The 16,599-nt window shown below is 73.8% G+C and carries 16 protein-coding genes; 9 read left to right on the forward strand and 7 right to left on the reverse strand.

The genetic code is table 11. From position 1 onward, the window contains the following. The first annotated feature begins 98 nt into the window (after positions 1-98). From AC1DWH_RS02670 to AC1DWH_RS02700, 7 genes are all read left to right on the forward strand, one after another. Positions 99-884: a hypothetical protein gene (locus AC1DWH_RS02670; RefSeq protein WP_477092360.1), complete on the forward strand. Its 786-nt coding sequence runs from the start codon at positions 99-101 to the stop codon at positions 882-884. Further along, positions 884-1,567, forward strand: a complete 684-nt coding sequence (locus tag AC1DWH_RS02675; protein WP_477092361.1) for a class F sortase — start codon at positions 884-886, stop codon at positions 1,565-1,567. The genes AC1DWH_RS02670 and AC1DWH_RS02675 overlap by 1 nt, the downstream gene beginning before the upstream one ends. A gap of 24 nt (positions 1,568-1,591) precedes the next feature. Then, positions 1,592-2,353: a hypothetical protein gene (locus tag AC1DWH_RS02680; RefSeq protein WP_477092362.1), complete on the forward strand. Its 762-nt coding sequence runs from the start codon at positions 1,592-1,594 to the stop codon at positions 2,351-2,353. Positions 2,354-2,437: 84 nt separating this feature from the next. After that, complete coding sequence (locus AC1DWH_RS02685) at positions 2,438-3,901, forward strand: SDR family NAD(P)-dependent oxidoreductase (protein ID WP_477092363.1); 1,464 nt, start codon at positions 2,438-2,440, stop codon at positions 3,899-3,901. Positions 3,902-4,000: 99 nt separating this feature from the next. Continuing rightward, the gene (locus AC1DWH_RS02690) at positions 4,001-5,182 is read left to right on the forward strand and encodes a hemopexin repeat-containing protein (protein WP_477092364.1); all 1,182 of its coding nucleotides are present in this window, start codon (positions 4,001-4,003) and stop codon (positions 5,180-5,182) included. A gap of 44 nt (positions 5,183-5,226) precedes the next feature. Next, positions 5,227-6,018 (forward strand): transglutaminase-like domain-containing protein, encoded by a 792-nt coding sequence (locus tag AC1DWH_RS02695; protein ID WP_477092365.1) that lies wholly within the window; start codon positions 5,227-5,229, stop codon positions 6,016-6,018. Between the two features lie 25 nt (positions 6,019-6,043). Then, positions 6,044-6,763, forward strand: coding sequence for a potassium channel family protein (locus AC1DWH_RS02700; RefSeq protein WP_477092366.1), 720 nt, complete (start codon positions 6,044-6,046; stop codon positions 6,761-6,763). Between the two features lie 23 nt (positions 6,764-6,786). On the opposite strand, the gene AC1DWH_RS02705 is transcribed toward AC1DWH_RS02700, so the two are convergent. The 5 genes from AC1DWH_RS02705 to AC1DWH_RS02725 form a co-directional block, all read right to left on the reverse strand. Beyond that, positions 6,787-8,139 (reverse strand): DUF6421 family protein, encoded by a 1,353-nt coding sequence (locus tag AC1DWH_RS02705; RefSeq protein WP_477092728.1) that lies wholly within the window; start codon positions 8,137-8,139, stop codon positions 6,787-6,789. 588 nt (positions 8,140-8,727) lie between these two features. Beyond that, entirely contained in the window at positions 8,728-9,393 is a 666-nt protein-coding gene (locus AC1DWH_RS02710; RefSeq protein ID WP_477092367.1) for a class I SAM-dependent methyltransferase, read from the reverse strand. Continuing rightward, a complete protein-coding gene (locus tag AC1DWH_RS02715; RefSeq protein WP_477092368.1) occupies positions 9,390-10,235 on the reverse strand; it encodes a ChbG/HpnK family deacetylase in 846 nt (281 codons plus the stop codon). The genes AC1DWH_RS02710 and AC1DWH_RS02715 overlap by 4 nt, the downstream gene beginning before the upstream one ends. Next, positions 10,232-10,996 (reverse strand): glycosyltransferase family 2 protein, encoded by a 765-nt coding sequence (locus AC1DWH_RS02720; protein WP_477092369.1) that lies wholly within the window; start codon positions 10,994-10,996, stop codon positions 10,232-10,234. Before AC1DWH_RS02720 ends, AC1DWH_RS02715 begins: the two co-directional genes overlap by 4 nt. Next, positions 10,993-12,189 carry a hypothetical protein gene (locus AC1DWH_RS02725; protein WP_477092370.1) on the reverse strand — a complete coding sequence of 399 codons (1,197 nt, stop codon included), beginning with the start codon at positions 12,187-12,189 and terminating at the stop codon, positions 10,993-10,995. The genes AC1DWH_RS02720 and AC1DWH_RS02725 overlap by 4 nt, the downstream gene beginning before the upstream one ends. Before the next feature lie 107 nt (positions 12,190-12,296). Here AC1DWH_RS02725 and AC1DWH_RS02730 point away from each other — a divergent pair, with 107 nt between their 5' ends. Further along, entirely contained in the window at positions 12,297-13,151 is an 855-nt protein-coding gene (locus AC1DWH_RS02730; RefSeq protein ID WP_477092371.1) for a hypothetical protein, read from the forward strand. Here the strand turns inward: AC1DWH_RS02730 and galE are convergent. After that, a complete protein-coding gene (galE, locus tag AC1DWH_RS02735) occupies positions 13,148-14,113 on the reverse strand; it encodes a UDP-glucose 4-epimerase GalE (RefSeq protein WP_477092372.1) in 966 nt (321 codons plus the stop codon). The genes AC1DWH_RS02730 and galE overlap by 4 nt on opposite strands. 84 nt (positions 14,114-14,197) lie before the next feature. Here galE and AC1DWH_RS02740 point away from each other — a divergent pair, with 84 nt between their 5' ends. Beyond that, positions 14,198-15,283, forward strand: coding sequence for a carboxylate-amine ligase (locus AC1DWH_RS02740; RefSeq protein ID WP_477092373.1), 1,086 nt, complete (start codon positions 14,198-14,200; stop codon positions 15,281-15,283). On the opposite strand, the gene AC1DWH_RS02745 is transcribed toward AC1DWH_RS02740, so the two are convergent. Further along, positions 15,280-16,512, reverse strand: a complete 1,233-nt coding sequence (locus tag AC1DWH_RS02745; RefSeq protein ID WP_477092374.1) for an NAD(P)/FAD-dependent oxidoreductase — start codon at positions 16,510-16,512, stop codon at positions 15,280-15,282. The two genes, AC1DWH_RS02740 and AC1DWH_RS02745, sit on opposite strands and share 4 nt — an antisense overlap. Between the last annotated feature and the right edge of the window lie 87 nt (positions 16,513-16,599).

Here is a 16,599-nt window from a genome sequence, read left to right on the forward strand (position 1 = left end):
TTGTCTTGCGACCCATCCGCGTCGGGCCGCGCTCCGAACCTCACCGGTCAGGCCGCCCCCGCACGGGGACGGCCACGAGACCCAGGAGGTCCTCCGTCATGAAGGCACGCACGCGCTTCGCACTGGCCGCACCCGCACTCGGGTTGGCGACGATGATCGCCCTGGCCGTACCCGCCTCGGCCGCCGACGGATCGGCGCAGGGCACGCTCGCCCCGGTCGCGCTCAACGGTGTCCAGGGCGGCGGGACGGCGATGGCGACCGTCTCCGGCACCACGCTCACCGTCGACCTCGCCGCCTACGGCCTGCTCCCGGACAACCCGCACGCGGCGCACATCCACTTCGGCGCCGACGCGCGGCACGAGTGCCCGGCCGCGAGCGACGACAAGAACGGCGACGTCGGCCACCTCAACACGACGGACGGCGGCCCGGCGTACGGCGACATCGTCGTGTCGCTGACCAAGACCGGCGACACCTCCCCCGCGTCCGGCCTCGCGGTCGACCGGTTCGACACCGCGCCCGGCGGCAAGCTCAACTACGAGCGCGGCTCCATCACGATCGCCCCCGAGGTCGCGGACGCCATCGTCTCCGGCAAGTCGGTCGTGGTCATCCACGGCGTCGACTACAACAACGACGGGAAGTACGACGGGGACACGAAGTCCGACCTGGACCCGTCGCTGCCCACCGAGGCCACGGACCCGGCCCTGTGCGCGGTCCTGGCGTCCTCGCAGATGTCGACCATGCCCGCCGGCGGCGCGCAGACCGGCAGCGGCTCCACGGCCGGCGTCCAGGACGCCGGGCTGCTCGCGGCCGGTGGCATCGCGCTGCTGGCCGGGACCGGTCTGCTGGTCCGCCGTCGCACCGCGTCGGCGACGGCGACGCGCTGATGGCCGACGACGCCCGGTCGGACGGCCCGGGGCCGACGGCCGGGCGTCGTCCTGCGCGCTGGTGGGCGGCGGTCGCCGGTGCGGTCCTCGTCCTCGGCGGCGGCGCCGCGCTCGCCGTGGGGCTGCACGCGCAGCAGCCGGACCCTCCCCGGCCGGTGGCCGTCGCCACGGCGCGCCCGACGCCGGCAGCGAAGGTCCCGGCACCGGCGCCGACGACGGCCGTGCCCGAGCAGCCGCTCCCCGTGCAGGTGAGCATCCCGTCGCTCGGGATCGCGTCCGACCTGCTGACGGTCGGCGTGCAACCCGACGGCACGCTCGAGGTCCCGCCGCCCGGCCCGGACTACGACAAGGCGGCCTGGTTCGACGGCTCACCGCGCCCGGGTGCGGTCGGCCCGGCGGTGATCGAGGGCCACGTCGACGGCGTGCACGGTCCGTCGGTGTTCCACGAGCTCGGACGGCTCGCCGCCGGGGCGCAGGTGCTCGTCACGCGCGCCGACGGCACCACCGCGACGTTCGTCGTCGACAGCGTCCGCGCGTTCCCGAAGGACGACTTCCCGACGCTCGAGGTCTACGGCAACACGGACGGTCCCGAGCTGCGGCTCCTGACGTGCGGAGGGCGGTTCGACCGGAGCACCGGGCACTACACCGACAACACGGTGGTCTTCGCGCACCTGAGCGCCTGAGCGTCGCCCCGGTACCGTCGACTGGTGGACTGGTACGACCAGACGTTCGTGCAGACCGGACGCTCGCCGGCGCTCTGGGCACTGGTCGGGTTCCTGGTGACGTTCGCGCTGGTGCGGACGATCACCCGGCGGATCCACGCCCGGCAGGCGGCGCAGGCCGCCGCGTCGGGACCGGTCAAGGACATCTACATCGGCGGCGTGCACGTGCACCACCAGGTCTGGGGCATCCTGCTCGTCCTGGTGAGCGGCCTGCTCGTCCTCCGGTTCACGCCGGCCTCGCCGTGGATCGACCTCCTGGCCGTCGGCTTCGGCGCCGGCGCGGCCCTGACGCTCGACGAGTTCGCGCTCTGGTTCCACCTGGACGACGTGTACTGGTCGACGGAGGGCCGCAAGTCGATCGACGCGATCCTGGTCGGCGCCGCGCTGGGCGGCGCCATCCTGCTCGGGGTCTCGCCCGTCGGCCAGACGCGCACCGAGGGCACGCCGGGATGGATCTACACCGCCGTCGTCCTGTCGCACATGGCCGCCGCCGCCGTCTGCATCCTCAAGGGCAAGCTGCCCACCGGCGTCCTGGGCATCGTGGTGCCGGTGATCGCCTGGACCGGCGCGGCACGGCTCGCCAAGCCGACGTCCTGGTGGGCGCGCCGGCGCTACCGCGGCACGAAGCTGGCGCGCGCCGAGCACCGGTTCGACGCCGACTACACGGCGCGGCACAACCGCTGGCGGGATCTGCTCGGGGGCACCCCCGTCGAGGGTCCCGCGGGGTCCCCCGGGGCCGACGGGTAGAATCGACCGATCCCCGCGCGCCCGGCTCTCGTGCTCCCCTGCCCGTCGGCCACTTCTCTGACGACCAGCTAGGACACCCGCACGATGACTGCCCCCACGCTCACCAGCCCGCAGACCACCGACGGCGTCGACCCCGCCGAGCTCGAGGTCTTCCTCCGCGTCGCCGAGCAGATCAGCGTGCTCCCCTCGGACCACCCGCACCTCGCGCTGGCCCGCCGCGCGACGTCCGCGCTGTTCAAGGCCGCGAAGAAGCAGCGCCGCGCGGAGAAGCGCGACGCCATCAGTGCCGCGGACCGCGCCGTCATCCACGCCACGGCCACAGGCAGCCCGGGCCGCATCGACGACGAGACGCAGGGCATCCCGCTGGTGTCCAGCGTCCAGGGCGCCAGCGCCGGGACGCTACTCAAGGCCCGGCCCTGCTACATCTGCAAGGAGCCGTACGTCGACGTCGACGCGTTCTACCACCAGCTGTGCCCGGCGTGCGCGGCCCTCAACCACGCGAAGCGGGACGCGCGCACCGACCTGACCGGCAAGCGCGCGCTGCTCACGGGCGGGCGGGCGAAGATCGGCATGTACATCGCCCTGCGCCTGCTGCGGGACGGTGCGACGACGACGATCACCACGCGGTTCCCGCGCGACGCCGCGCGCCGGTTCGCCGCGATGCCGGACAGCGCCGACTGGCTGGACCGCCTGAGCATCGTCGGCATCGACCTACGCGACCCCGCCCAGGTGGTCGCGCTCGCCGACACCGTCGCCGCGCAGGGTCCCCTCGACATCCTCATCAACAACGCCGCGCAGACGGTCCGGCGCTCCCCCGGTGCCTACACGCACCTCGCGGACGCCGAGCTCGAGCCCCTGCCCGACCGCCCGCTGCCGCAGATCACCACGTTCGGCCGCACCAGCAGCGCCCACCCCGTCGCGCTCGCCGGGTCGGTCACCGAGCTGACCAGCATCGCGGCCGCCCCGGGAGTCGACGCGCTCGCGCTCAGCGCCGAGCACGCCTCGCTCGAGCGGCTCGTCGCCGGCACCGCGATCGACGCCGGCGGCCTGGTGCCCGACACGGCGGAGACCAACAGCTGGGTGCACACCGTGGACCAGGTCGACCCGATGGAGCTGCTCGAGGTGCAGCTGTGCAACCAGACGGCGCCGTTCATCCTGGTCAGCCGCCTGCGGGGCGCCATGCGGGCGACCGCAGCCGGCCGCGCGTACGTCGTCAACGTCTCCGCGATGGAGGGGGTGTTCTCCCGCGGCTACAAGGGTCCGGGCCACCCGCACACCAACATGGCGAAGGCCGCGCTGAACATGCTCACGCGCACCAGCGCCACGGAGCTGGCGACCGACGGCATCCTCATGACCAGCGTCGACACCGGCTGGATCACCGACGAGCGGCCGCACCCGACCAAGGTGCGGCTGGCGGAGGAGGGCTTCCACGCCCCGCTCGACCTGGTCGACGGCGCGGCCCGCGTGTACGACCCGATCGTGCGCGGCGAGGCCGGCGAGGACCTGTTCGGCTGCTTCCTCAAGGACTACGTGCGCTCCGCCTGGTGACCCGATTTGTCATCCTTGTCGAGGCGTGATCCACGCGCGCATCATCGAGTCGGGGGTCGGCGTCGACGATGACGCCGCTCCCCCACCAGGGGGCGCGACATGGGCACGTCGGTGTGGATGTTCAGCGGGACCAGCACGATCCGGTACGACCGCGGGGACGACGCCGCGGGCGCGGGGGCGGTGGCCGCGGACGAGTGGCACGGCTTCGCGGAGGCGGGCTTCGCGGACGGCGTCGACGCGGCCGTGAACTGGCAGAACGGGCGGATCTACTTCTTCCGCGGCGACCAGTACCTGCGGTACGACCTGGAGCCCGACCGGGTCGCCGACGGGTACCCACGTCCGATCGCCGGCAACTGGCCGGGCCTCGCCGAGGCGGGCTTCACGTCCGTCGACGCCGCCATGAACTGGGGCAACGGCAAGGCGTACTTCTTCCGCGGCGACCAGTACGTGCGGTACAGCCTGACCGAGGACAAGGTCGACGGCGGCTACCCGCTGCCCATCGCGGGCAACTGGCCCGGGGTGGCCGAGGCGGGCTTCGACGGGGTCGACTCCGCGATCGCGTGGGGCAACGGCAAGGCGTACTTCTTCCGTGGCGAGCAGTACGTGCGGTACGACCTCACGGACAAGAAGGTGGACGACGGCTACCCGCTGCCCATCGCCGGGCAGTGGCCGGGGCTGGCGGAGGCGGGGTTCGTCGGCCCGCTGAAGGCCGTCGTCGACACCTGCTCCGTCGGCGAGGTCTGGCTCCCCACCGCCGAGAAGCGGCCCGCCACCGTCGCGGGACCGGCCTACGTCCCGATGCCCTGGCGCGGGGTCCTGCACACGACCGAGGGAGGCACGATCGCCGGAGCCCTGGCCACCCTCGACGAGAAGAAGTTCTGGCCCACGCTGACCATCGAGCCGCTGACCGGCAGGATCGTCCAGCACTACTCCCTGGCCACCGGGGCGCGGTCGCTCGGCGGCGCCAGCCCGACCCTGGTCAAGAACGCGGCCCGCTGCGTGCAGATCGAGATCGTCGGCAAGGCCGCGGAGACCCCGGGGTGGGCGCCGGCGCAGCTGGACTTCATCCGCGGCGTGCTGCGCTCGATCGAGGCGCTCGTGCCGATCCCGCGGCGGTCGGGCCGGGACTTCCTCGACCTCGCGGGCGTCAACGCCACGCCGGCCAACCGGATGACGGTCGACGAGTGGAACCGGTTCTCCGGCTGGTGCGGGCACCAGCACGTTCCCGCCGAGACTCACTGGGACCCCGGCGCCCTGGACATCGCGACCCTGCTCGCCTAGCAGCCCGACGGGCGCGCGGCCCGGTTCTCCACCACGATGAGCGCGTGCATCGCGACCTCACCGCCCACCTCGCCCTCGACGTCACCTCTCCCGCGACCCTGGCCTTCGAGCTCGCCGTCTCCTCGCAGATCGCCGTCCGGGAGTCGCTGCGCATCACGCTCGACGGCTCGCCGGTCGAGGCCACCGAGGTGCCGGACCACCACGGGACCCGCCTGCACGTCGTCAAGGCGGAGGTCGGGCGTCTCGTCCTCGACTACTCGGCGTCGGTCGACGGGCGGGCCGCCCCCGTGGCCTCCGAGGACTCCGACCTGCTGCGCTACCTCCGCCCGAGCCGGTACTGCGAGTCCGACACCCTGGGGCCGACCGCGTATGCCGAGTTCGCGGGCCTGCACGGGTACGACCTGCTCGCCGCCGTGAGCTCCTGGGTGGGCTCGCGGCTGTCGTACGTGCCCGGGTCCAGCCTGCCCACGGACGGCGCGGTGCAGACGTTGTTGGCCCGCGAGGGCGTCTGCCGGGACTACGCCCACCTCGTCATCGCCCTGCTGCGCGCGCTCGACGTCCCCGCCCGGCTGGTCTCCGTGTACGCGCCGGGGCTCTACCCGATGGACTTCCACGCGGTCGCCGAGGCCAACATCGACGGGCAGTGGTACGTCGTGGACGCCACGACGCTCGCGCCGCGCACCAGCCTGGTCCGCATCGCGACCGGGCGCGACGCCTCCGACACCGCCTTCCTCAACGTCCACCACGGCTACGCCGACCTCGCCGAGCTCGAGGTCACCGCCGTCGTCGACGTCCTGCCGAACGACGACGTGCGGGACCTGGTCACGCTCGGCTGAGCCGGCCGCTGCTAGCCTCCGCAACGTGACGGAAGAGGACGAGGCGGGCACGGACCCGCGGCCCCGCCGGTCGTTCTTCGCCCGCCGGTTCGGCGAGGACGACTTCGGCATCGTGCTCAGCCTGCTGGTCACGGTCTACGTGCTCTACGCGCTGAGCTCCGAGCTCTGGGTACAGCTCACGGTCATGGTGCTGTACCTGTTCACCCTCGGCCTGGCGGTCCGGACCTCCCGGCCGATGCCGGCCCAGAAGCGGTTCGTGCGCATCGTGCTCGTCGCCTCGGCCGTCGTCGCCCTCGTCGCGCTCCTCGTGCTCCCGCGCGACGTCTCCGACGGCGTGCTCGACGCCGTGGTGTGCGTGATCCTCATGACGACGCTCGTGGTCATCCTCGACCGGATCCTGCGGCGCACGGCCGTCACGGTGCAGTCGCTCGCCGGCGCCCTGAGCGCGTACCTGCTCATCGGCATGTTCTTCGCCAGCCTGTTCGGCGTGATGGCCTCGCTGAGCGCCGAGCCGTTCTTCGCCTCCGGGGCGGCCGCCAACCAGCGCTCGTTCCAGTACTTCAGCTACACGACGCTGACCACGCTCGGCTACGGCGACTACACGGCGGCCGCGTTCCCCGGCCGCAGCATCGCGACGTTCGAGGCGATGGTCGGCCAGGTCTTCCTGGCCGTCCTCGTCGCCCGGCTCGTGGCCTCGTTCCGCGGTCGGTCCGAGGCGATCATGCCCGAGCGCCACGACGAATGACGTGACCGGTGCCGGGCGTCCGCTCAGGCCGTGATGCCGCTCGTCGACGCGACGACGTCACCGATCTTGCGCGACAGCGCCTCGTAGAACATCGACAGCGGGAACTCGTCGTCCAGCACCGCGTCGGTGAAGCCCTTCGGCGGACCGTCCAGCGGCAGGTCGCCGCGCGCCCACGCGGAGGCCGGGTGCGGCGTCACCGTGCCGGACACCAGCGCGTAGGCGGCAAGCCAGTGCGCGGCCTTGGGGCGGTCGATCGAGCGCCAGTACAGCTGCTCGATCTGCTCGGCGAGCGCGATCACCGCGTCGGGCACCTGCGGCCAGTCGATGGTCAGCCGCGAGTCCGTCCAGTGCAGCACGTGGTGCTGGTGCAACCAGGCGAACAGCAGCTGGCCGCCGAGCCCGTCGTAGTTGCGCACGCGCGTGCCGGTCACGGGGAACCGGAAGAGCCGGTCGAACAGGATGGCGTACTGCACGTAACGGGCGTGCGGGACGCCCTCGGTCTCGAGCCGGACGGCCGCGCGGAACGCGGTGAGGTCGCAGCGCAGCTCCTCGAGCGAGTACAGGAAGTACGGCATGCGCTGCTTGATCATGAAGGGGTCGAACGGCAGGTCGCCGCGCATGTGCGTGCGGTCGTGGACCAGGTCCCAGAGGACGAACGTCTCCTCGGCCAGGTGCTGGTCGGTCAGCAGCCGGGCGGCGTCGGGCGGCATGGCCAGGCGCGTGGTCTCGGCGGCGGCCTGCACGACACGGCGGAACCGAGCGGCCTCGCGGTCGGCGAAGATCGCGCCCCACGTGAACGTCGGGACCTCGCGCACCGCCACCGTCTCCGGGAACAGCACCGCGGAGTTCGTGTCGTAGCCGGGCGTGAAGTCGAGGAAGGTCACCGGCACGAACAACGCGTTGCTGAACTGCTCGGCCTCGAGCCGCGCGACCAGGTCCGGCCAGCGAACCTGCAGCAGCACGGCCTCGACCCGGCGGTCGGTGCTGCCGTTCTGCGTGTACATCGGGAACAGGACGAGGTGCGGGAGCCCGTCGACGCGCTGCTGCTCGGGGTGGAACGCGACCAACGAGTCGAGGAAGTCGGGCACCTCGAACCCGGCGTCGGCCCAGCGGGTGAGGTCCTTGCCGACGGCGGTGAGGTAGTCCTCGTCGTGCGGCAGCGACGGCGTGAGCTCGTGCAGCGACAGCCCGATCGCGTGCACCAGCCCGCGCGCCCGCTCGTGCTGCTCGGTGTCCGGGACCGAGCCGTCGCGGACCTGCATCTGCTGCAGCTCGGTCACGTCCCGCTTGAGCCGAGACCATGCCGGGTGCGCGACGAGGTCCGAGGGGCCGGCGGTTCGGGCGTCGGCGAGGTTCGGGCGCGCGGCCCAGATCAGCGCGTTGAGCAGCACCTCCGCGGACCCGGTGACGTCGACGCCGAGCGCCAGGACGGCTCCCTGGGAGTCGCGCTGCCCGGCCGCGACCACCGGACCGGGGGCCTGGCTCCCGGTCGAGATCCGCAGCAGCGCCGAACCGGGGGCATCGAGGGTCGCCCGCACCGGCAGCACCGGGTCCGTGGTCCACGCGAGGAGGTCGTCCCCGGTGAGGTCCGCCGGCACGAGGGCGGTCGGCTCCCCTGCGGGCGCCCGGTGGACCACGATGCCGCGGGCCGCCAGCAGCTCGGTCGTCGCGGCGTGCTCGGCCCCGGTGACGAGGACGACCACGCCGGCACCTGCCACGGGGGCGGTCCCGGGGAGCACGAGCACGACGTCCGGATCGTCGTCCGGGCCCACGAACGTCAGGCCGTGGCCCTCGAGGTGGGTGCGGTGCGAGGCCGGGAGATCACCGGTCGCGTGGACGGTCGGGAACAGGCTCATGTGTCATCTCACCATTCGGACGGCAGCGTTACTGCACGGTACGTTCCGCGCGCAGTCCGGTCAACGGTCGTCGCTCCCCCGGCGGCGCCGCGAGACGACCGGACGCCGTCAGTCGCCCCGTCGCCCGACCAGGAGGTGGTGGGGGTGCACCCGCCGCGCGTCCAGGCGACGCAGCTCGACGGTGAGGCCCAGGTCCGTCAGCCAGCGAGCCATGGTGCGCGGGTCGACGAAGTCGAAGCTCGAGCCCTCCGTGATCCGCAGGATCTTGACCGACACGGTCTCCTGGAACGTGTTCCAGCGGACCTTCCAGCGCGGCTCGGTGCCCATCTCCTTGACCACCACCCGCCCGCCCGGCGCCAGCTGGGCCACCGCCTCCGCGAGCAGGCGCCGCTGCTGGTCCGCGCCGAGCAGGTACAGGACGTCGACGAACACCACGGCGTCCCAGGGACCCGCGGGGACGGCCCCGTCTGGGGCGCGCCGGAGCTCCAGCCGCTCGACGCCGCGCGCGGCCACGGCGCCGGCCGCGATCTTGTCGCCGTCGATGTCGACGCCGAGCACCTCCCGCTCCGGGTCGAGCAGGGCGGCGTAGGCGCTGAACAGCCCGTGACCGCAGCCGATCTCGAGCACGCGGCCGGCCGGTGGCAGGGCGGCCGCGACGGCGGGGAACGGCGCCGTGAACCACCGGACGGTCACGTGCGCGCGGACGCCGAGGGACGCCGACCGGTACAGGGCGAGCGCCCGGCGGCCGGCCGCGTCGGGCCGCCGGCCGGTCACGCCGCACCCCCCAGGGCCAGGGCGCCGAACCCGCCGAGCCGGTAGCCGGCCGCGGCGACCGCGCCACGGGTGGCGGGGTCGACGAGCATCGCGAGCTCGTCGGCCCAGCGGTAGTCCCAGCCGAAACGCCCCAGGTCCGGGTCGTCCGGCTCGGCCGGGTGGCAGTTGACCTCCAGGGTCGCGGCGGCCCGCCGGGCCGCGTCCGCCAGGGTCCGTCGGAAGCGTGCGCCGTCGAGCCGTCCCGCCTCGTCCAGGCCGGCGTAGTCCGCCGTCGTCGTGCGGCCGGCGGCCCGCAGCGTGGACCGGGTGCGGCGCGCGAGCGCGCGGACCCCGAGCCCGACCGGACCGTGGCCGTGGCTGCCGGGCAGCCGGACGGCGGGCACACCGGCCGTGCGGGCGAGGTCGGCGACGACCCGGCCGACGGCGGGCCAGAGGTGCGTGTGCTGGTGCGTGTCGACGTGGGTCACCGGCACCCCGACGCCCAGGACGCGCTGGAGCTGGGCGTCGAGCTCGCGGCGGACGTCGTCGGGGTCGATGCGCCCCAGGATCCCGCGCCGCACCACCGTGCGGTAGCTCAGGGGGAACGCACCGGACCGGTCGACCAGCGTCGGGATCTCCCGGGCGGACAGCAGCGGGGGGTCCTCTCCGACCAGCGCGAGGTGGGCCCCGAGCTCGAGCGTCGGCACGCCCCGCAGCATCGCGGCGGCGTCGTCGAACTCCCGCCCGACCGCGAGCAGGGACGTCGCGGTCACCACGCCGTCCTCGTGCCCACGGCGAACGGCGGCGTTGACGCCACGGGTCAGGCCGAGGTCGTCGGCGGTGACGATCAGCAGCCGGCTCATGACCCGCCGACGGGTTCCACGTGCTTGAGCTCGCCACGCAGCTGCAGCATCTCCCGCACCATCGTGCGGATGACGGCGAACGACGAGAGCGTCGAGACGCCCCGGGTGCGCGGGAAGTAGTCGACGCCGATCTGCAGGATCTGGAACCCCGAACGCTGCGCGCGGATCACCAGCTCGGCGTCGATGAACGACCCCTCGCTCTTGAGCGTCACGTGGTCCAGGACCCGGCGGCGGCACAGCTTGAACGCGAAGTTGATGTCCCGCAGGCGGGTGCCGAACAGGAGCCTGATCAGGCCGTTGTAGAAGAACGAGTAGACGGCCCGGCGCGGCCCCTCGCCGGTGCGGTCCAGCCGGTACGCGCTCACCACGTCGACCTCGTACATCTGCAGCACCCGCAGCGCGCGGGCGACCTCCGTCATCTCGAACGGCAGGTCCGCGTCGGTGTAGAGCACGACGTCGCCGGTGGCCGACGCGAAGCCCGTCTTGATCGAGCCGCCGAGCTTGCGGTTGACCGGGTGGTGCACCACGCGGACGTGCCGGTCGGCCGCGGCGAGCCCGTCCGCCAGCTCGGGCGTCGAGTCGGTCGACGCGTCGTCGACCACGATCAGCTCGTAGTCGAGGATCCGACCGTCGGCGACCAGGTCCTCGCAGACCGCCCGGGCCGCGTGGACCGCGCGGTGGATGTACTGCTCCTCGTTCCACATCGGGAAGAAGATCGAGAGCTTCTCGAACGCGTCGGGGGTCTGGGGAGCGACGGTCATGAGACCTCCACCGATCTGCCGTAGAGGTACGTGAGGACGAGCAGGAGCCCGGCCATGAGGACGAGCACCGCGACGCGGATCCACCGGTGCCGCAGCCCGGCGAGGAAGTCGCCCGCGGCGGCCATCACCGGGAACGCGACGAGCACGTACCGCCCGGTGCCCATGAAGTCCTTGGTGCCCAGGAGCGGGATGAGCAGCACGACGACCGTGTACGCGGTGTACCCCCAGCCGAACCGCAGCCACACCCGCCGCACCAGCAGGACCGCGCACAGGCACGCGATCGCCTGCAGGGTGAGCAGCGCGGCGATGTCCCACGGGCCGTGCAGCAGCGTGCCGGCGTACACGAGCTTGAACCACGTGCGCGGCCCGACGCCCTGGTTCCAGCCCGGCGACGACTCGGTCTCGATCCACGCCAGCGGGTGGCCGAACGTCACCCCGAGGTACACGCACCACGCGATCACGCCGAGGACCGACGCGAGCACGCCGACCTGCCGCAGCCGGACGTCCCGCACGGCGCCGACGACGTCGCGCCAGCCGACCCGGGCCGCCCGCTCCCCGCGGTCCTCCGCCAGGAGCTCGAGCGTGCGGACCACCAGCCCGACGGCGACCGCGACGCCCACCGGCCGACCCGCCGTGGCGAGCGCTCCCACCAGTCCCGCGGCGAGGTACCAGCGCCGCTCGAGCAGCAGGAACGCCCCGATCGCGCACAGCAGGAACAGGGAGTCGGCGTACATCGCCCCGTAGAGGAAGAACGAGTACGGGTAGAGCATCAGGACCGCGATCGCGAGCACCGCGGACCGCCGCGGCAGCCGCGCCCACACCCACCGGGCGAACAGCAGGACGGCCGCGAGCCCCGCCAGCATCCCGAGCACCGAGCCCGCCAGCTGGACGTCGCGAAGCACGTCGCCGAGCCCCCGGACCCCGAGCGGGTAGACGGGGAAGAACGCGATGGACGACTGGCTGCCGGGCGTGAAGAAGTACCCGTCGGTGGCGATGCCGTAGTACCAGCCCGAGTCGCCCTGGAACCAGCCGTCGAGCCACGAGGGACCCTGCAGGACCGGCGTGCCGGCGGTGTCGCGGTACGCGTTGGTGAGCCCGAGAAGCACGGAGAGGAGCACCGCGACGGCGACGAACGCCGCGGCGACCACGCCCCAGCGCAGCCGGGCCTGCCGGCCCGTCACCTCGTCGTGCACGTCTGCCCCCTGCGCGCTTCGCCCGCACAACTCCGCGTGGAGCATAGGGTGCCTCCGGCGTGCTCGGAGCGGCTGACACGCGCCGCGGGACGACGGGGGGTCGACGGGTGGGGCTCGCGCTGCTGTGCGTCGCCGCCGCGGCCGTGTGCTCGGGCACCGCGGTCGTGCTCCAGGCGTCCGCGGTCCGGCACCTCCCGGCCGACGTGCGCCTCGGCAGGTCGCTGGTGAGCGGCCTCGCCCGCAACCGTGTCTACCTCGTGGCCCTGGTGCTCGTCGCGCTGGGCGCGGGCCTGTCGTTCGTCGCGCTGCGCACCCTCCCGCTGTTCGCCGTGCAGGCCGGCCGGGCGTCCAGCCTCGCGGTCTCCGCGATGCTCTCCGTGGTCTTCCTCGGCGCCCGGCTGCGCTGGACGGACTGGCTTGGCCTGTCGGGCCTCGGGGTCGGACTGGTCGTCCTGGCGCTCACCGTCGAGCCCGAGACCGCGGCCGCCGTCACCGACGGCACCACGTGGCTGGTGGTCGGGGCCACGGTGGCCATCGGCGTCCTCGCGGCGGTCGTCGCGGCGGGCCGGCCGACCCGGTGGCGCGGTCTGGTGCTCGCCGGTCTGGCCGGCACGGCCTTCGGCGTCACCGCGCTGGGCGCCCACGTGGTGCGGATCAGCAGCGTAACCGGCGTGCTCACCGACCCCGTCGCCTGGTGTGCCGGGCTGTGCGGGGTGCTCGGCCTGGCCGTCGCCGCGCTCGCCCTGCGCCGCGCGCCCGTGGTGCCGGTGACCGCCCTCATGGTCGGCATCGAGACGGTGACGGGCGCGGCGCTGGGCATCGCTCTCGCCGGCGACCGACCCGCGGCCGGCGCCGGCCCGGCCTCCGCTGCCGCGTTCGCGCTCGTGCTCGGCGGCGCCCTCGTCGTCGCGCGCTTCGGCGCCCCGGAGTCCGTGCAGGCCGAGGCGCAGCTCCCGGACTAGCGGGTGCGCCACGCCTCCCATGCGCTCGACACCACCTCGGCGCACCCGAGCTCGGCCACCCAGCCGAGGTCGTCCCGGATGCGGTCCACGACGGCGACCACGGCCGCGGGGTCGCCGGCACGTCGCGGGGCGGCGACGGGGGTCGCGTCCCGCCCCGTCACCTCGCCGATCCGTGCCAGGACCTCGAGCACGGTCGAGCCGCGGCCGGTCCCGACGTTGTAGGTGTCCCCCGGCAGGTCCCCGGACTCGAGGGCCGCGAGCGCCGCCACGTGCGCCCGGGCAAGGTCGAGGACGTGCACGTAGTCCCGCTCGCAGCTGCCGTCGCGGGTCGGCCAGTCGGTGCCGAACACCCGGGGCTGCTCGCCGCGGGCGAGGCAGGCCAGCGCCTGCGTGACCAGGTTGAGCTCGCCGGTGTCGCCCAGCTCGGGCCAGCCGGCGCCCGCCACGTTGAAGTACCGCAGCGAGACGGCGCGCAGGTCGCTCGACCGGGACACGGCACGCACCAGCTGCTCGCCCGCCAGCTTGGTCCGGCCGTACGGGCTCAGGGGCACGGTCTCGTCCTGCTCGCTCACCAAGGGGTGGTCCGGGCAGCCGTAGACGGCGGCGGACGACGAGAAGAGGAACGGTTCCACGGCGGCCGCCAGCGTCGCCCGCAGCACGTTCCCCAGGCCCTCGACGTTCTGCGCGTAGTACCAGAGCGGCCGGGCGACGGACTCGTCGACCCGCTTGCGCGCGGCCAGGTGGATCACGGCGGTGACCCCGTGCTCCACGCAGGCGTCCGTCAGCGGCCCCACGCTCGCGGCGTCGGCGAGGTCGAGCCGCACCAGCGGCACGCCCGGCACCCGCGAGGCGGACCCCGTGCTGAGGTCGTCGACGACGAGCACCTCGCGGCCGGTCTGCCGCAGCAGTCGGACCACGTGTGCTCCGATGTAGCCGGCCCCCCCGGTCACCAGCACTGTCACGGCCTGGACACTAGCGGTTCACAGCGTGCTGACAGCGTCATTTGGTAGAGCGCGGTCCGCGTCGAGGTCCCCCACACTGAGCCGATGCGGACGGTCGGTGTCGAGGAAGAGTTCCTGCTGGTCACGCCCGAGGGCAGGCCGACGTCGGTCGCGGTCGCGATGCTGCGGCTCGCCTCGGCGGACGGGCCGACGGGTGGCGACGAGCCGGGCGGGGACGTCGAGAAGGAGTTCAAGCAGGAGCAGATCGAGACGTCGACGCACCCGTGCACGGACCTCGGCGCGCTGGCAGACGAGATCCGGGAGGGGCGGTCGCGCACGGACCAGCTGGCCCGCCGGGCGGGGGCGCGCATCGCCGCGCTGGCCACCGCCCCGCAGGAGGTCGAGTCGACGGTCCTGCCCGACCGGCGCGCGCACGCGATCCGCGCGGAGTTCGGCCAGACGGCCCGCGACCAGCTCACCTGCGGCTGCCACGTCCACGTCGAGGTCGCCAACGACGAGGAGGGCGTCCGGATCCTCGACCACCTGCGGTCGTGGACGCCCGTGCTGCTGGCGCTGAGCGGCAACAGCCCGTCGTGGCAGGGCACCAGCACCGGCTACTCGTCCTACCGCTCGCAGGTGTGGGGCCGCTGGCCGACCGCGGGACCGACCGCGCCGTTCGGCGACGCGGCGGGCTACCGCGCGGTCGTCGACGACCTCCTGCGCTCGGGCGCGATCCTCGACGAGGGGATGGTCTACTTCGACGCGCGGCTCTCGTCGCGCTACCCCACCGTCGAGGTCCGCGTGGCCGACGTGTGCCTCGACGCAGACGACGCGGCCCTGCAGGCGGCGCTCGTGCGGGCCCTCGCGGAGACCGCGGGCACCGAGCGGGTCGCGCAGCCCCGCACGGAGCTGATGCGGGCGGCGACCTGGCGGGCCGCCCGCTCGGGCCTGACGGGCGACCTGGTCAGCCCCCTGTCGGGCAAGCCCCTGTCGGCCGCCGAGGTGGTCGCGCAGCTGGTGGAGCACGTCCGCCCTGCGCTCGCGGAGTCCGGCGACCTGGCCTGGGTCGAGCGACAGGTGGCCACGGTCCTGCGCCGCGGCAACGGCGCGATCCAGCAGCTGGGCTGGCGCGCCGAGGGCGCCGACGACGACGGGGTGGTCCGCCGGGCCGCCGAGCGCACCCTCGGCTAGGGCAGCAGGTCCGCCAGGGGGACGTCGGGGTCCGCCAGCCGGTCATGGTCGATCACCGCGCCCGAGCGGATGAGCGCCTGCACGTCGTCGACCACGTCCCACACGTTCACGTTCATCCCCGCGAGCACGCGGCCACCGCGCCGCCAGAACGCGATGAGCTCACGGCCCTGCAGGTCGCCACGGATGACGACCTCGTCGTACCCGTGCGACCCCACGTGGCCGGCGTACTCCATGCCGAGGTCGAACTGGTCGGTGAAGAAGTACGGGAGCGCGTCGAACGGCTCGTCGGCGCCGACGATCGTCGCCGCCGCCGTGGCCGGCTGGTTGAGCGCGTTCGCCCAGTGCTCGACCCGGACGTGCGTCTCCAGGAACGGGTGGTAGGCCCGGGCGATGTCGCCGACCGCGAGCACCTGGCGGTGCGACGAGCGCAGGTGCGCGTCCACGACGACACCGTCCTCCACGTGCAGCCCCACGGCCTTTGCCAGCTCCACGCGCGGCGCGGCGCCGATGCCGACGACGACCAGGTCGGCGTCGACCAGGGTCCCGTCGGCGAGCTCGACGGCGCCCACGTGCGTCCCGTCGCCGGCCGCGACGATCTCGGAGATCTCGGTACGGGTCCGCAGGTCGACGCCGTTCTCCCGGTGCAGGTCGGCGAACATCGCCGCGAGCTCCGGTCCCAGGACCCCGAGCAACGGCAGCGGGTCGCGGACCAGCACGCTCACGCTGCACCCGGCGGCCCGCGCCGCGGCGGCGACCTCGAGCCCGATCCAGCCCCCGCCGACGACCACGACGCGCAGGCCTGCGGCGAGCCGGGCCCGGAGGCGGTCGCTGTCGTCGAGGGTCCGCAGGTACACGACGCCGGTCAGCCCCGCGCCGGGCACGTCGAGGCGGCGCGGCGCGGACCCGGTGGCGAGCACGAGGTGGTCCCAGCCCGTCCGCGTGCCCGAGCCGTCGATGACGTCGTGCGAGCCGAGGTCGATCGAGGTGACCGTCGTGCCCAGGCGCAGGTCGACGTCGTGCTCCGCGTACCAGCCGGCGGGGTGCACGAACGCGCCGTCGCGCTCGTCGCTGCCCTGCAGGTAGCCCTTCGAGAGCGGGGGCCGCTCGTACGGGCGCTCGGTCTCGGTGCCCAGCAGGACGACCCGTCCGTCGTACCCACGCCCACGCAGGCCCTCGACGGTCTTGGCGCCCGCCAACCCTGCCCCCACGACCACGACCTGACCGCTCACGGCTGTCCTCCACCTCGTCGGCCCGCCGGCGGGCACAGGGGTGCCGCCCAGCGTCGGCCGAGTGCCGAAGGCCAGCGCACCAGGTCG

This window comes from Cellulomonas sp. P2_F12 (assembly GCF_056403775.1).

Coding starts and splice junctions, on each gene's coding strand:
- AC1DWH_RS02685 (WP_477092363.1), top strand. CDS start 2,438: ATGACTGCCCCCACGCTCACCAGCCCGCAGACCACCGACGGCGTCGAC.
- AC1DWH_RS02720 (WP_477092369.1), bottom strand. CDS start 10,996: ATGACCGTCGCTCCCCAGACCCCCGACGCGTTCGAGAAGCTCTCGATC.
- AC1DWH_RS02715 (WP_477092368.1), bottom strand. CDS start 10,235: ATGAGCCGGCTGCTGATCGTCACCGCCGACGACCTCGGCCTGACCCGT.
- AC1DWH_RS02740 (WP_477092373.1), top strand. CDS start 14,198: ATGCGGACGGTCGGTGTCGAGGAAGAGTTCCTGCTGGTCACGCCCGAG.
- AC1DWH_RS02675 (WP_477092361.1), top strand. CDS start 884: ATGGCCGACGACGCCCGGTCGGACGGCCCGGGGCCGACGGCCGGGCGT.
- AC1DWH_RS02690 (WP_477092364.1), top strand. CDS start 4,001: ATGGGCACGTCGGTGTGGATGTTCAGCGGGACCAGCACGATCCGGTAC.
- AC1DWH_RS02670 (WP_477092360.1), top strand. CDS start 99: ATGAAGGCACGCACGCGCTTCGCACTGGCCGCACCCGCACTCGGGTTG.